This window comes from Oleiphilus sp. HI0043 (genome assembly GCF_001634935.1).
In genome coordinates this window covers 1-13,261 of the sequence record NZ_LWEY01001189.1, presented here as the reverse complement: position 1 = coordinate 13,261, position 13,261 = coordinate 1, and the positions used below count along the sequence as shown (strand labels likewise).

The following is a 13,261-nucleotide window of genomic DNA, read 5'->3' as shown; positions in this document are numbered from 1 at the left end:
AAGCGCTTGTCTTTTTAAATCAATGTCAAAAATACACTTATTTCCTTTGACAATACAGGTCTTCGGCCCTAGAATTGCGCGCTTATGTCTGATCACTCGTTACCCAAGACGCTCGACCCCTTTAAATATGCAGACCAGAATAAGGATTTGCAGGGGCATATAGCGGTACATCTCATGTCTAGGCTGACTTCAATGTTAGTGGATTCTGAGGGTGTCGTTAATATTGACTTGGAATTTGGACGGGATGAGCAAAGGCTGCGTATATTGAAGGGCAAGCTTTCAGCTGAATTGAACTTGCTTTGCCAGCGCTGCTTACATCCGGTCAAAAAGACAATAAGTTCTGAGTTTCAGCTCGGAATTGTAATGAGTGACGAGCAAGCGCAAAACCTTCCGCGTGTTTATGAACCTTTATTGGTGGAAGATGAAAAGCTTGTTTTACTGGATGTGATAGAAGAAGAATTGATCCTGAGTTTGCCAATGTTCGCTTATCATGATGATTGCGAACCTGAAGAGTATAACGAAGGTGATATTGAAGAGAGTGTTGAAAGTGAGGTCGAAGAGACCAAAGAGAATCCTTTCAGCGTGCTTTCAGAACTGAATTTAAAGAAATAATCGGTGAGCTAAGCTCATCAATTGATTTGAAATACCCGCGGGAGAACAAATATGGCTGTTCAAAAAAGTAAGAAAACTCGTTCAAGACGTGGCATGCGTCGTTCACATGACGCGCTAGGCACTGCAACTTTATCTGTAGATCCAACTACAGGTGAGAAGCACTTGCGTCACCACGTTTCTGCTGACGGTTTCTACCGTGGCAAGAAAGTAATTGAGACATTAGAAGACTAGTACGTAAATACTAGTTTCTGAAGACGGCGAAATGTCTGTAGGAATCACCATTGCAGTTGATGCAATGAGTGGCGATGATGGCCCTCAGGTTGTTGTCCCTGCTGTTTTTGCCTATCTTGAAAAGCTTCAGTCAAATGATGCTTCTCAAGCGTCTCCGGCAGCCAGCTGCCAAAGCAAAGCCTTCAATATCATCCTTGTTGGAAAACAGGTTGAATTGGAGGCTTTGTTGCACTCCTACCCAGAAAATCCATCAATATCGATTGTTCACGCCGAAACCGTTGTCTCTATGGATGACCGTCCTTCTCGTGTGCTGCGCAGTAAGCAAGATTCCTCGATGGCTGTGGCACTCCAACTGGTCAAGTCTGGTCAAGCTCAAGCTTGTGTAAGCTCAGGAAATACCGGTGCTTTGATGTTGTTAGGGCGATCAATACTGGGAACCTTTCCCGGTATAGATAGGCCCGCGATTACTAAAATGTTTCCTTCTCAAGGTGGTGGCTGTTTCGTTCTGGACTTAGGTGCAAATGTTGATAGTTCGGCCGAACATCTTCTTCAGTTTGCAATCATGGGCCAAGTATTAGCAAAAATTACCAAAGGCGTTGAAAATCCCCGGGTGGCACTGTTAAATGTTGGCGGTGAAAGTATTAAGGGTAATGAGCAGGTTAGGTTAGCCGCTTCGTTAATAGAAGAAAGTGAAGCGCTCAACTATATCGGCTTTGCTGAAGGCGGCGATATCTTTCGTTCCTATGCAGATGTTATCGTTTGTGATGGCTTTGTTGGCAATGTGGCGCTAAAAAGTGCCGAGGGTGCTGCCAAAATTCTGCTTTCCGGTATAAAAGACTTTTTCAAAGAGTCATGGTACCGGAAGTTGCTGGGTCGTCTCATGCTGCCTTTGCTGGCAAAGACATTGAAGCAGCTAGACCCAGACACTCACAATGGGGCCATCTTCCTTGGTCTGCAAGGCGTTTTGGTTAAAAGTCACGGGCATGCTAATGCGAAGTCTTTTGAGCAAGCGATTGATCTTGCCTATAAAGAGGCGGAAGCTAATCTGCCGGAGCTGATTAATAGCGAGCTGGAAAAGGTTTTGCTATAGCGCTGGTCTTGGTGGCTATGCGTCGCTAATTATTTGAATATCCAAGTCAAACTATCTAAAAGGTGAATTTTGTGACAACTGTCTTTATGTTTCCCGGTCAAGGTTCTCAGTCAATTGGAATGATGTCAGATCTCTTGGCGCAGTCAGAATTAGCAGTAAAAACCTTTACTGAAGCGTCTGAAGCAATTGGAGAGGATCTTCAAGATATTGCGCTAAATGGGCCTGAAGATAAGATCAACCAGACGGAAATTACTCAGCCTATTGTATTAACGGCAAGTGTTGCGATGTGGCGTACCTGGATAGAAAACTCTGACATCCGTCCAGACTATGTGTGTGGGCATAGCTTGGGTGAATATACGGCCTTGATCGCTAGCGGCGTACTGGATTTTGAAGAGACGGTTAAGCTCGTTAACCTTCGTGGTAAGCTTATGCAGGGAGCGGTTCCTCTAGGTGAGGGCGGTATGGTTGCTCTTTTGGGGCTTGATGATGATAAAGCTAAAGAGGCTTGTAAAGAGGCAGCCCAAGGGCAAGTTGTTGCGCCGGCAAACTTTAACTCTCCTGGTCAGATCGTCATATCGGGTGCGACCGATGCGCTGGACCGGGCGATGGCTATCGCAAAAGAAAAAGGCGCTCGTCGTACTGCGAAGCTTCCTGTAAGTGTTCCTTGCCATTGTGACTTGTTACAGCCTGCAGGTGAAGAGTTGGCAAATGCAATGTCGAAACTGACATTTAAAGAACCCGGTATTCCTATTGTGCAAAATGTGAATGCTCAGGTAGCCACAAACCTGGAAGAGCTAAAGACAAATTTATTGGCTCATTTGCATAGCCCCGTACTTTGGTCACAATCGGTCACTAAGCTGATTGAGCTAGGTGCCGACACTTTCGTTGAATGTGGTCCTGGTAAGGTGCTAGCGGGCTTAAATAAACGAATTGATAAAACGGTTAACACGATGGCTATGTCAGACGTGAGTAGTCTTGAAAAAGTAGTTTCCGGTTTATCAGATTAAACATGCTGTATAGGGTGCGCGGTGCGCACCAAGTTAAAATACCAAAATAAAGAACAGGAAAATGGCAATGGAAAAGAAGGTGGCGTTAGTCACGGGCGCAAGCCGTGGAATAGGTCAGGCGATTGCTAAAGAGTTGGCCATGGATGAGTCCTTAACGGTTATTGGTACTGCCACAACAGAAGATGGTGCCTCGTCAATTTCGCATTATTTCTCAAAGTGGGGCTTGGACGGTGACGGCATTAAGATGGATGTGTCAGACCCAGAGTCGGTCACAGAAGGCATCAAACAGGTCACTCAAGCTTATGGTCCGCCTTTGATCGTTGTAAATAACGCCGGCATTACCCGTGATGGTTTGTTGATGCGTATGAAAGAAGAAGATTGGGATAATGTCTTGAACACCAACTTGAGCTCGATTTACAGAGTCTCAAAGGCAGCGCTCCGAGGCATGACTAAGGCGCGCTGGGGACGAATTATTAACGTTAGCTCTGTTGTTGCGCAAATGGGCAATGCAGGCCAGGCAAACTATTGTGCTGCCAAGGCAGGCATAGAGGGCTTTAGCCGCTCTTTGGCAAAAGAGATTAGTGGGCGAGGCATTACAGTTAACTCAGTGGCTCCGGGTTTCATTGAGACGAGCATGACAGAAGAGCTTTCCGATACCGTAAAAGCGAGTATGTTGGCGACAATACCGATGCAGCGCTTGGGGCAGCCCGAAGAAGTGGCTTCGGTAGTAGGGTTTTTGGCATCTCAGCAAGCAAGTTATATTACTGGTGAAACGATCCATGTAAACGGTGGGATGTTTATGGGCTAAAACGGGAATATCCCGAATTTGTCCTGTTGTTATTCCGGTAGCATCTCGAATTTGTCCTGTTGTTATTCCGGTAGTACCCCGAATCAGTCTTTTCGTCATCCCGGTAGTGTTTGAGCCGGGAGCCATAAGGTTAAGACTTGGATGGATTCCCTCTCAAAATACTGCGTGAATGAGGGTAGGGTATGGTGGTTCCCATGTATTTGGCCGAAATACTATTTTTTGGTGGCCTGATTGAGATCAAAGAGTGATGTTTTGCTGCTTGTCTCTATCATTGCTTTGATCTAGACTACATCGCCATGAATAAATGAAGCAGACAATAGCTAGGTAATTAAGTACGAAGCTGTTTTTAAACTGAAATATTTCAGAGATAGAATGCTTGTCAGCTTGATCTATATTAATGAGAGGAAATTATGAGTACTGTAGAAGAGCGTGTTAAGAAAATCGTATGTGAACAACTAGGTGTTAAAGATTCAGAAGTCCAAAATACTTCTTCTTTTGTTGAAGACTTAGGTGCAGATTCTCTTGATACTGTTGAATTGGTAATGGCTTTGGAAGAGGAATTTGAAACTGAAATTCCTGATGAAGAAGCTGAAAAGCTTTCTACAGTCCAGGAAGCTATCGACTTCATTATTGCTAACCAGTAATAGAAGTTCATAAAAAGAACCGTCCTTTGTGAAATCTCTGGGCGGTTTTTTTTTGTTTGTTTAGGTCGATATTTAAAAGTTAGAGGCAAGGTATGTCAAAAAGACGAGTGGTAGTCACAGGGATGGGGATGCTTTCTCCGCTTGGTAATAGCGTGTCTGAGTCGTGGAATGCAGCGCTTGAAGGGAAGAGCGGCATATCAAATATTTCTCGCTTTGATACTGAGAACTTTAACGTCAAAATTGGCGGGCAGATTTCGGACCTGGAAGTGAATGATTATATTGACCGTAAAGAAGCGCGTCGCATGGATATCTTCATGCAGTACGGCCTGATTGCAGGTATGCAGGCAGTAAAAGATGCATCTTTAGAAGACTTGGATTCAGATCAGAAAAAGCGGATTGGTGTTGCCTTTGGTTCTGGAATCGGAGGAATTGAAACCATTGAGACTGTACGTGATACCTACGTGAAATCAGGGCCTCGTAAAGTTTCTCCCTTTTTTGTACCCAGCTCTATTATCAATATGATTGCCGGGAATATCGCGATTAAATATGGCTTTAAAGGCCCAAATATAGCGGTAGTCACAGCTTGTACTACGGGCACTCATAACATTGGTTACGCAGCAAGAACGATTGCCTATGGTGATGCCGATGTGATGATAGCCGGTGGTGCTGAAATGGCGACAACACCAATTGCTGTTGCAGGTTTTAGCAATGCTAAGGCATTGTCTTCCAATGACCGACCTGCTGAAGAAGTCAGCCGCCCTTGGGATAAAGGTCGAGACGGGTTTGTACTATCTGATGGCGCAGGTGCACTGGTTTTGGAAGAGTTGGAGCACGCAAAAGCGCGTGGTGCAACAATCTATGCTGAGCTAACCGGCTTTGGTATGAGTGATGATGCCTTCCATATTACTTCGCCTATTGAAGATGGTTCAGGCGCAAGAACCGCTATGGAAAATGCTATCAACGATGCAGGAATAGAACCAGAATCGATTGATTATATTAATGCTCACGGCACCTCAACTCCGCTTGGTGATGTGGCAGAATGCAAAGCGATCAAAGACCTGTTTAAAGAACATTCTAGCTCTTTGCTTGTTAGTTCAACCAAGTCAATGACTGGTCACTTGTTAGGGGCTGCTGGCGCGATTGAGGCAATCTTTTCTGTAAAAGCTATCACTGATCAAGTAGCGCCACCAACGATTAACCTCGATGAGCCTGAAGAAGGGTGTGATTTGGATTTCGTGGCACATACTGCCAGGAAAGCTCCGATAAAAGCTGCTCTATCGAACTCCTTTGGTTTTGGCGGTACTAATGGCACTTTAATCTTTCAGGCCTTGGAAGATTAGAAATGAAAACGCGAGCTCACTTAACCTTAGTCAATGAGCTTGAGACCTCGGCAATCGATATCGCTGATCGGGGCCTTGCCTACGGAGATGGTTTATTTGAAACGCTTAGAGTGGTCGATGGAAAAATTCCTCTTCTAAGTTATCATCTGGAACGATTTAAACGTGGCACTAAGGCGCTTGATTTAGGTGAAACTGAAATGCTTGCTGGTAAGTTTGAGCGTTATGTTGGCTTGGCTTTGAAAGACCTGACTAAAGCCGCTCACCTTAAGCGAGCGATAATCAAAGTGATTCTTACGCGTGGACAAGGTGGTCGAGGTTATGCGCCACCCGATGAGCCGGAACTAAACTTTATCACACAAGTCTTTGAGTCTCCCGAATTTCCCGAGACAAACTCCGCCCAGGGAATTACTCTCCATTTATGTGACCATAAGCTCTCGCATCAGCCAGTTCTGGCAGGGATAAAACACCTCAATCGTCTAGATCAGGTGCTTGCTTCAAAGGATTTGGCTAAGTCAGGGTATGAAGAAGGCTTGATGTTGGACTACAAGAATAATGTGGTAGAAGGCACTAAAAGCAATCTACTCATTTTCACAGGCAAAGATATTATTACTCCGAATATATCGGGTGCCGGTGTGGCGGGTACTTTACGTCAATATCTACTCGATAACGCTGCTTTAACAGGGCTAGCGCTTCGTGAAGCGGAAATTAGTATCGAGGACTCAAAGTCTGCAGACGGTTTAGCTGTTATCAATAGTGTCTTTGGTCTTTGGCCAGTGAAAGAATTTGCTGGTAAGCGCTATGCAATACATAAAAATTGTGGAATCATTCAGTCTCATTTGAAGACTAGCTTTTCATATTAAATAACCTTTTTCGACATTAACTATCGTGCCTGCAAATCGCTCTTTTATCGCTCGTTTTATTCTGCTGCTTATTATTTTTGTGCTGATGCTCAGTGCCGGTATATATCGTTATTATCAATCTGAATTAGAGCGAGCAATAGCCTTTCCACGAGACGTTCTCGAAATAGAAATACCCAAAGGCAGTAGCTTCAACTCAGTGTTGAGGAACTTGATTGAAAAAGGGGCTGACATTAACCCCTGGGTCGCAAAGGTCTACGCAAAGCAAAATAAGCTTGCTAGTAAAATTAAAGCAGGTGAGTTCAGTCTACAAGGGCCTATGACGCTTCCTGCTATTTTTGAGTGGCTGACATCCAATAACCAGATTCGTTACCAGGTTCAGTTTATCGAAGGAACGAGCTACAGAGATGCCTTAAAGACCCTGGCGCTTCAAGAGAAGCTAAGTAAAACCTTGGAAGGGAAGAGCGATGATGAACTTATCCAGGCATTGAACTCTAAGAACGATATAAAGCACCTGGAAGGGCAGTTCTATCCTGATACTTATGCGTACCATAAAGGCGATACGGATCTATCAATCCTAAAGCGTGCTCATCAGCGTTTGCAGAACATTTTGCAAGAAGAATGGCAGGCTAGAGATAAAAGTACCGTATTGAAGGGCTCGTATGAAGCGCTTACCTTGGCTTCGATTGTGGAAAAAGAAACGGGAGCAGCACATGAGCGAACTGAAATCGCAGGTGTATTTAATAGGCGGCTGATTAAGGGAATGCGTCTACAAACGGACCCGACCGTCATCTATGGCTTAGGTGATCGCTATCAAGGCAATATCACCCGTAAGCACCTGAAAGAGCTGACGGCCTACAACACCTACCGAATAAAGGGCTTACCTCCTTCTCCTATCGCTTTAGTAGGGCGTAGTGCCATTCATGCAGCGCTGCACCCTAAAGAAGGCTCTAGCCTATATTTCGTCGCAAAAGGTGATGGCACTCATCAATTTTCAGCAACTATCGACGAGCATAACAATGCCGTTCGTAAGTACCAGTTAAGACGTCGCAAAGACTACCGTTCAAGCCAGTAAGGCTTGATTTCAGAGCAAGCTCAATTCCAAATAAGAAGGTACAGTGTGGACAAAGGTTTATTTATCACGATTGAAGGTGGCGAAGGCGTTGGCAAGTCTACCAACATCGCTTTTATTCAAGAAGCGTTAGCGTCAAAGGGAATTGAATCCATCATTACCCGAGAGCCTGGCGGAACGCATTTGGCCGAAGAGATTCGTGAAGTGCTCATTAAGAACCGGGAAGAAACAGTAGCGTCAGAAACCGAGTTACTTCTTATGTTTGCCGCACGCGCTCAGCACCTTCACCAAAAGATTTTACCTGCGTTGGAAAAAGGTGTTTGGGTGATTTCTGATCGTTTCACCGATGCAACTTATGCTTATCAATCTGGCGGGCGTGGTGTACCTTCTGAAAAAGTAGCCTTACTTGAAAACTTTGTTCAGGGAGACGTACGCCCAGACCTGACTCTTTTATTAGATGCTCCGATTGAAGTAGGCATGGCGCGTGCAAAAAATCGTGGTGCCCTAGATCGCTTTGAGGAAGAACAGGCAGAGTTTTTTAATAATGTTAGAGATAACTATTTAGCGCGTGCAGAAGCTGAGCCAAAGCGATTTAAAATAGTTGACGCAACACAAAGTTTGGAAGAGGTACAATCAAGTATTTCAGTCGTGCTTGAGAATATCCTGTAGGCAGAGCCTTCCATGGCTCGCAGGCGGGTTAGCACGGTGTAGATTCATATAAGGGATGGAACCCTCTGCCTACGTTCGATTGTTAAACACTATTCAATATCATTGCAACCACGATCACCTGTGGTACGGTTAGCAAAGGTAAATATAGTGCTGTCTTCCAAGACTTCATTGTGTCTTTTATTACCATCACTTCAGTGTAATCGGTCGCTACGCCTGTCATTAAAAATGCAAAGCTATTACCGGGGGCATTGGCTCGATTCATCAAGTCGGCCGCTATAGGGGTCGAGCCTTCGGAGCATACTTCAATGATTGTTGCTGCGATCAAGGTTGCTCCTAGACCAAGCAGCGTTGGCCCGAAGTAATTTTGGAAGTCCTCCAACGAAACGAAGCCTCTAATCGCTGACGCTAATAGAACACCAAATAACAACCAGCGGATCACCATTCTAGAACCGTTTAAGCCGCGCTTGCCGATATCAAGGGCTAGCGCTTGTGTCCATTCTACCGATGCAAATTTGGATTTAGCTTCACGCCAAAATTGAAAGTCTTCAGGCAAGTCATTCGCAACGCTATTTTGCGGAAGAGAGCCTTTCTGTTCTAGTCGATCAAACAACCAGCCGGTGGTAATTGCCAATACCATCGACAGGGCAATAAACAAGAGGGTCCATGGCAGCCCTATGAGTGCCACCATGATTATCGTCAGTGATAGTGAGTTCCAAGGGCTGGCAATAAGAAATGCCATGACTTGGCCGAGACTGGCACCTTTGCGCCTTAGCTCCATGCCGACCATTAGTATTCCGTGACTACATAAATCGAGTAGTACGCCTGCCAATGTCGCGCGCCACAGACCTTTGACGGTGCCTCCTTTTCCCAGAATCGAGATGATAAATTCCTGGGGTATACGACTTAACACACCGACAAAAGCAATGGCGAGCAGTATGCTCCACCACATAGTGTTTAGCAGTTCTTGAACGCTGTGGGCAATGACACCATACCAGTTGTCATGAGAGGGTTCGCTGAGTGCCAACACATAGAAGATAATTGAAAGCGTTAAGCTCCCCCAGAGTAACCAGTCTCGCTTTTCTGGAGAGTCTTCACAGCAACTGTTAGTTGCGGGCTCGCTCGTTGCCTTACTACTGCTGGAGCAGCATGACGTAGTATGTACGGGCTGTTTTTCTTTGCTGCAACAACTTGAACTACTTTCAGGCTTTTCAGGGTTATTTTTTTCAGAACTAGAGCCGCAGCAGCTTGATTTCGTTTCTTTCATAGCTTTACCCCTCCCTGTGTCGTTAGTTGCTCTGGTGCCTCGCTAAGCTTATCAAGAATAGCGCAGTGAGGGTCATTGTTAGATTGGCATTGGCTAGCGAGGTCTAGCAGGCACTGGTGCATCAGCCTAAGCTCAGCTATTTGCTCTTCAACTAATTTTGCTTTGTCCAAGACGAGGGATTTAACCTCGTGACTTTGTCGGCCTTTATTATTGAAAAGATCAAGCAAGTGGCGACACTCATCAATATTGAAGCCTGTCTTTCGGGCGCGCTGGATAAACTGGAGCTGTTCCAGATCTTGTTCTGAATATTGTCGATAGCCGTTGGCAGAGCGCGAGCTAGGATGAACCAGGTCGATCTCTTCGTAGTAGCGAATGGTTTTAGAATTAAGGCCTGTTAGCTTTGATATCGCGCCGATATTCATCGTGCTACTCCTATATAAATTGATCTAATATGGAATAGCATAAACCTTACAGCTACGGTAAGGTCAATACAAATTTATTGAATTCGAAATTTATGACGAAAGTGGTCAGTGTAGGTGGGTATGACCATAGTCAAAATAACTCAAGTAGACAGAGCCTTCCATGGCTCGCTGGCGGCTTAGGGCTGGTTGGTTTCATGTGAGGAATGGCGTTCTCAGCCTAAGAATGAATAAGCCTCAACCACGACGCCATGCATGAAATTTCTCAAGAAACTGCAATACCTTCTCAGGCGCGTTGGCTTTTTTCCAGTTACCAGCGACAAACTTATTGGTTTCCGCCAGGGTTGGGTAGATATGAATCGTGCCCAGGATCTTATTCAGACCTAAGCCATGCTTCATTGCCGTCACGTATTCAGCAATAATATCCCCGGCATGATGACCGACAATCGTTACCCCAAGAATTTTATCTTTCCCGGGGACGGTTAGCACCTTGATAAAACCATGAGCCTCACCATCGGCAATAGCTCGGTCTAAATCATCAATATCATAACGGCTTACATCATAAGCAATACCTTGTGCTTTGGCTTCCTGTTCGTTGATGCCGACACGGGCCACTTCCGGGTCTGAAAAAGTCGCCCAGGGAATGACGCGATAGTCTGCCTTGAACTTCTTGAATAAACCGAATAAACCGTTCACAGCGGTATACCAGGCTTGGTGAGAGGCCGTGTGCGTGAACTGATAAGGCCCGGCCACATCGCCGCACGCATAGATATTGGGGAAGCGCGTTTGAAGGAATTCGTTCACCTCTATCGTGCCTTTATCCGTTAAGGGGATATTCAATTTATCTAAACCAAAGCCCTCTGTATTCGCTTTACGTCCGACTGCCAATAGCAACACATCATATTCAATTCGCTGTTCAGTGCCGTCAATGTCGGTGCACAACAGAACTTTTTGGCCATTATCAGTAATAAACTCTGTTGGCTGATGGTTTAATCTAAGATCAATGCCTTCCTCAATAAAGCGCTTTTGAACCTCTGCGCTCACGTCTTCATCTTCTCGTGGCATGATGCGGGCAGAGCGGTCCACTTGAATCACCTGCACTCCAAGGCGCTGGAAGCTCTGGGCCATTTCACAGCCGATAGGCCCACCACCGATGATCAGCATGCGGCCTGGTTTCTCTCTAAGTTCCCATATCGTATCGGAAGTCAAATAACCTGTATCTTCAATGCCCTTAATCGCAGGAACAAAAGGCCGCGCTCCCGTGGAGATAACGATGTTACGCGTGGTGATCGTTTCACCATTAACTTTTACTCTAAAAGGGTCAATGATTTCTGCGCTGCCGGTAATGCAGTCAACACCGAGTCCCGTGAATCGCTCGATAGAGTCGTGAGGCTCAATGGTTTTAATAATCGATTGAATGCGTTCCATTACCGCAGGAAAGTCGACCTCGATATTTTCATTTGATAGACCAAATTCCTCAGCACGCTCATGGTACTTTGCCATTTTAGCCGAACGAATGAGTGCTTTACTGGGGACACAACCGGTATTTAAGCAGTCGCCGCCCATTTTATGACGCTCAATAAGAGAGACTTTTGCTTTGGTTGCTGCAGCGATCAATGAAGTAACCAGTCCTGCTGAACCTGCACCGATAACGACCATATTGGTGTCAAATTTAGACGGCTTGTCATAGTTAGCGAAAACCTTTTTAGCTTGTATGCTTTCCATTAACTTCTTGGCCAAAATAGGGAATAGGCCGAGTAGAGCAAAAGCAAACAATAAACCGGGTGATAGGATGCCTGATAGAGAATCAATCTGACCAAGCTGAGTACCGGTATAAACGTAAACAAGGGTGCCTGGGAGCATGCCGAGCTGGCTGATCAAAAAGAATTGGCGAGTCTTGATTGGCGTTAAACCCATCACTAAGTTAATAACGAAAAACGGGAATAAAGGCACAAGGCGTAAGCCAAACAGATAAAACGCGCCTTCTTTTTCAATGCCTGCATTAATTGACTTAAGGGAGTCAGCAAACTTTTTTTGTACACTTTCTTTCAGTAGTGTTCGAGAAACTAGAAAGGCTAGTGTTGCACCGATTGTACTGGCAAAGGACACCAGAATCGTTCCCTGTAACAAACCGAAGATTGCACCGCCTGCAAGTGTCATTACTGCGGCGCCAGGAAAGGAGAGAGCAGTCACAGCAATATAGATCATGACGAATATGCCAGCACTGAGTATTGCATTTTGCGAATGAAAGTCACTGATAGCCTGTTGTTGAGACTTAAAGTAGTCGAGGCTCAAGTACTGGGCAAGGTCGAAGAAAAAAAAGCAGCCAATGAGAATAACGAGCGCGACAATAAGAAGTCTTTTCTTTTTATCCATAAATCTGTATCTACCTTCAAAATGGTGGTTATTTGAATGAAGTCTAATAAGGAGTGCGTTTGTTCAGACTGCAGCTATGTCTTAAGAGTTCAATTTAATAAGTAACTATATGTTAAGAAGGGCTAGTCTACCGAGATATTTACATTGTGTGCAATATAAATATCTCCATCGGGAGATAGCTCCTCAATTGATCTATGTCAGTTGATGGTAACTTTAATTATTTGAAAATGATTCCTATTAAGGTATAATGCTCGCAACTCTAGCAAGTGGTGATCATATGTTGGTTTGTGTTTGTAATGGTATTAGCGATAAAGATATTGATTCTGCTATTCATGAGGGTGCGACAGAATGTAAGGTGATCAGGGACTCGCTAGGTATTGGCAAGTGCTGTGGTCAATGTACCACTTATGCTAAAGACTTAATCAGTGAAAAAATGACCAGTATGCAAAATACTGCGGCTATGCAGCTTGCCTTAGAGGTTCGTGTTTAAGCAGTCTTTCTCCTTTCCTTTCCTTTCCTTTCCCTTCGATTCTATCTAGCCTATCCAGTATCAAACCTTAAAAACTTAATGATAACTATTTAGTTTATTAAGTCTGTGATTATTAAAGCAATTACGTGCCTTTTGAATTTAAAAAGTAATATACTCATCGCACCACACTGATAAAAAAGGGGGCGTGATAATGCAAGGCGACAAACAAGTTATTCAACACCTTAATAAAATCCTGGGCAATGAGCTTATAGCGATTAATCAATACTTTTTGCATGCTCGTATGTTTAAAAACTGGGGCCTCGAAGGCCTAGATAAAAAAGAATATAAAAAATCTATCAAAGATATGAAGCAGGCAGATGAGCTGATTGAGCGCATTCTGTTT

15 protein-coding genes are annotated in these 13,261 nt (G+C 44.6%); 12 read left to right on the top strand and 3 right to left on the bottom strand.

Going from position 1 to position 13,261, the window contains the following annotated elements; translation table 11 throughout:
* Positions 1–84 precede the first annotated feature (84 nt).
* The 10 genes from A3729_RS13770 to tmk all read left to right on the top strand — a co-directional run bounded on the left by A3729_RS13770 (position 85) and on the right by tmk (position 8,330).
* A complete protein-coding gene (locus A3729_RS13770) occupies positions 85–612 on the top strand; it encodes a YceD family protein (protein WP_068506765.1) in 528 nt (175 codons plus the stop codon).
* A gap of 51 nt (positions 613–663) precedes the next feature.
* Positions 664–843: a 50S ribosomal protein L32 gene (rpmF, locus tag A3729_RS13765; RefSeq protein ID WP_068506763.1), complete on the top strand. Its 180-nt coding sequence runs from the start codon at positions 664–666 to the stop codon at positions 841–843.
* Positions 844–874: 31 nt separating this feature from the next.
* A complete protein-coding gene (plsX, locus tag A3729_RS13760) occupies positions 875–1,933 on the top strand; it encodes a phosphate acyltransferase PlsX (protein ID WP_082865234.1) in 1,059 nt (352 codons plus the stop codon).
* Between the two features lie 86 nt (positions 1,934–2,019).
* Positions 2,020–2,940, top strand: a complete 921-nt coding sequence (gene fabD, locus A3729_RS13755) for an ACP S-malonyltransferase (protein WP_068553589.1) — start codon at positions 2,020–2,022, stop codon at positions 2,938–2,940.
* 61 nt (positions 2,941–3,001) lie between these two features.
* Positions 3,002–3,748, top strand: coding sequence for a 3-oxoacyl-ACP reductase FabG (fabG, locus tag A3729_RS13750; protein ID WP_068506760.1), 747 nt, complete (start codon positions 3,002–3,004; stop codon positions 3,746–3,748).
* Between the two features lie 410 nt (positions 3,749–4,158).
* Positions 4,159–4,392: an acyl carrier protein gene (gene acpP, locus A3729_RS13745; protein WP_068506755.1), complete on the top strand. Its 234-nt coding sequence runs from the start codon at positions 4,159–4,161 to the stop codon at positions 4,390–4,392.
* Between the two features lie 92 nt (positions 4,393–4,484).
* Positions 4,485–5,732, top strand: a complete 1,248-nt coding sequence (fabF, locus tag A3729_RS13740) for a beta-ketoacyl-ACP synthase II (protein ID WP_068506753.1) — start codon at positions 4,485–4,487, stop codon at positions 5,730–5,732.
* Positions 5,733–5,734: 2 nt separating this feature from the next.
* Positions 5,735–6,592 carry an aminodeoxychorismate lyase gene (pabC, locus tag A3729_RS13735; protein WP_082865126.1) on the top strand — a complete coding sequence of 286 codons (858 nt, stop codon included), beginning with the start codon at positions 5,735–5,737 and terminating at the stop codon, positions 6,590–6,592.
* A 25-nt stretch (positions 6,593–6,617) separates the two neighbouring features.
* Positions 6,618–7,664, top strand: a complete 1,047-nt coding sequence (mltG, locus tag A3729_RS13730) for an endolytic transglycosylase MltG (RefSeq protein WP_082865125.1) — start codon at positions 6,618–6,620, stop codon at positions 7,662–7,664.
* A gap of 45 nt (positions 7,665–7,709) precedes the next feature.
* On the top strand, positions 7,710–8,330 hold the full coding sequence (tmk, locus tag A3729_RS13725; RefSeq protein ID WP_068506751.1) for a dTMP kinase: 621 nt from the start codon (positions 7,710–7,712) through the stop codon (positions 8,328–8,330).
* Between the two features lie 82 nt (positions 8,331–8,412).
* Here the strand turns inward: tmk and A3729_RS13720 are convergent, their stop codons facing one another.
* The 3 genes from A3729_RS13720 to A3729_RS13710 all read right to left on the bottom strand — a co-directional run bounded on the left by A3729_RS13720 (position 8,413) and on the right by A3729_RS13710 (position 12,389).
* Complete coding sequence (locus A3729_RS13720; RefSeq protein ID WP_068506749.1) at positions 8,413–9,594, bottom strand: permease; 1,182 nt, start codon at positions 9,592–9,594, stop codon at positions 8,413–8,415.
* Complete coding sequence (gene cueR / locus A3729_RS13715) at positions 9,591–10,016, bottom strand: Cu(I)-responsive transcriptional regulator (protein WP_068506746.1); 426 nt, start codon at positions 10,014–10,016, stop codon at positions 9,591–9,593. Before cueR ends, A3729_RS13720 begins: the two co-directional genes overlap by 4 nt.
* 234 nt (positions 10,017–10,250) lie before the next feature.
* Positions 10,251–12,389: an FAD-dependent oxidoreductase gene (locus tag A3729_RS13710; RefSeq protein WP_068634002.1), complete on the bottom strand. Its 2,139-nt coding sequence runs from the start codon at positions 12,387–12,389 to the stop codon at positions 10,251–10,253.
* A 247-nt stretch (positions 12,390–12,636) separates the two neighbouring features.
* Here A3729_RS13710 and A3729_RS13705 point away from each other — a divergent pair, with 247 nt between their 5' ends.
* Together A3729_RS13705 and A3729_RS13700 are read left to right on the top strand one after the other, a co-directional pair.
* Positions 12,637–12,879, top strand: a complete 243-nt coding sequence (locus tag A3729_RS13705; protein ID WP_082865273.1) for a (2Fe-2S)-binding protein — start codon at positions 12,637–12,639, stop codon at positions 12,877–12,879.
* A 190-nt stretch (positions 12,880–13,069) separates the two neighbouring features.
* Positions 13,070–13,261: ferritin-like domain-containing protein (locus A3729_RS13700; protein ID WP_304439723.1), on the top strand; the 192-nt coding region annotated here is incomplete at its 3' end.

Coding starts and splice junctions, on each gene's coding strand:
- A3729_RS13770 (WP_068506765.1), top strand. CDS start 85: ATGTCTGATCACTCGTTACCCAAGACGCTCGACCCCTTTAAATATGCA.
- rpmF (WP_068506763.1), top strand. CDS start 664: ATGGCTGTTCAAAAAAGTAAGAAAACTCGTTCAAGACGTGGCATGCGT.
- plsX (WP_082865234.1), top strand. CDS start 875: ATGTCTGTAGGAATCACCATTGCAGTTGATGCAATGAGTGGCGATGAT.
- fabD (WP_068553589.1), top strand. CDS start 2,020: ATGTTTCCCGGTCAAGGTTCTCAGTCAATTGGAATGATGTCAGATCTC.
- fabG (WP_068506760.1), top strand. CDS start 3,002: ATGGCAATGGAAAAGAAGGTGGCGTTAGTCACGGGCGCAAGCCGTGGA.
- acpP (WP_068506755.1), top strand. CDS start 4,159: ATGAGTACTGTAGAAGAGCGTGTTAAGAAAATCGTATGTGAACAACTA.
- fabF (WP_068506753.1), top strand. CDS start 4,485: ATGTCAAAAAGACGAGTGGTAGTCACAGGGATGGGGATGCTTTCTCCG.
- pabC (WP_082865126.1), top strand. CDS start 5,735: ATGAAAACGCGAGCTCACTTAACCTTAGTCAATGAGCTTGAGACCTCG.
- A3729_RS13720 (WP_068506749.1), bottom strand. CDS start 9,594: ATGAAAGAAACGAAATCAAGCTGCTGCGGCTCTAGTTCTGAAAAAAAT.
- cueR (WP_068506746.1), bottom strand. CDS start 10,016: ATGAATATCGGCGCGATATCAAAGCTAACAGGCCTTAATTCTAAAACC.
- A3729_RS13710 (WP_068634002.1), bottom strand. CDS start 12,389: ATGGATAAAAAGAAAAGACTTCTTATTGTCGCGCTCGTTATTCTCATT.
- A3729_RS13705 (WP_082865273.1), top strand. CDS start 12,637: ATGCTCGCAACTCTAGCAAGTGGTGATCATATGTTGGTTTGTGTTTGT.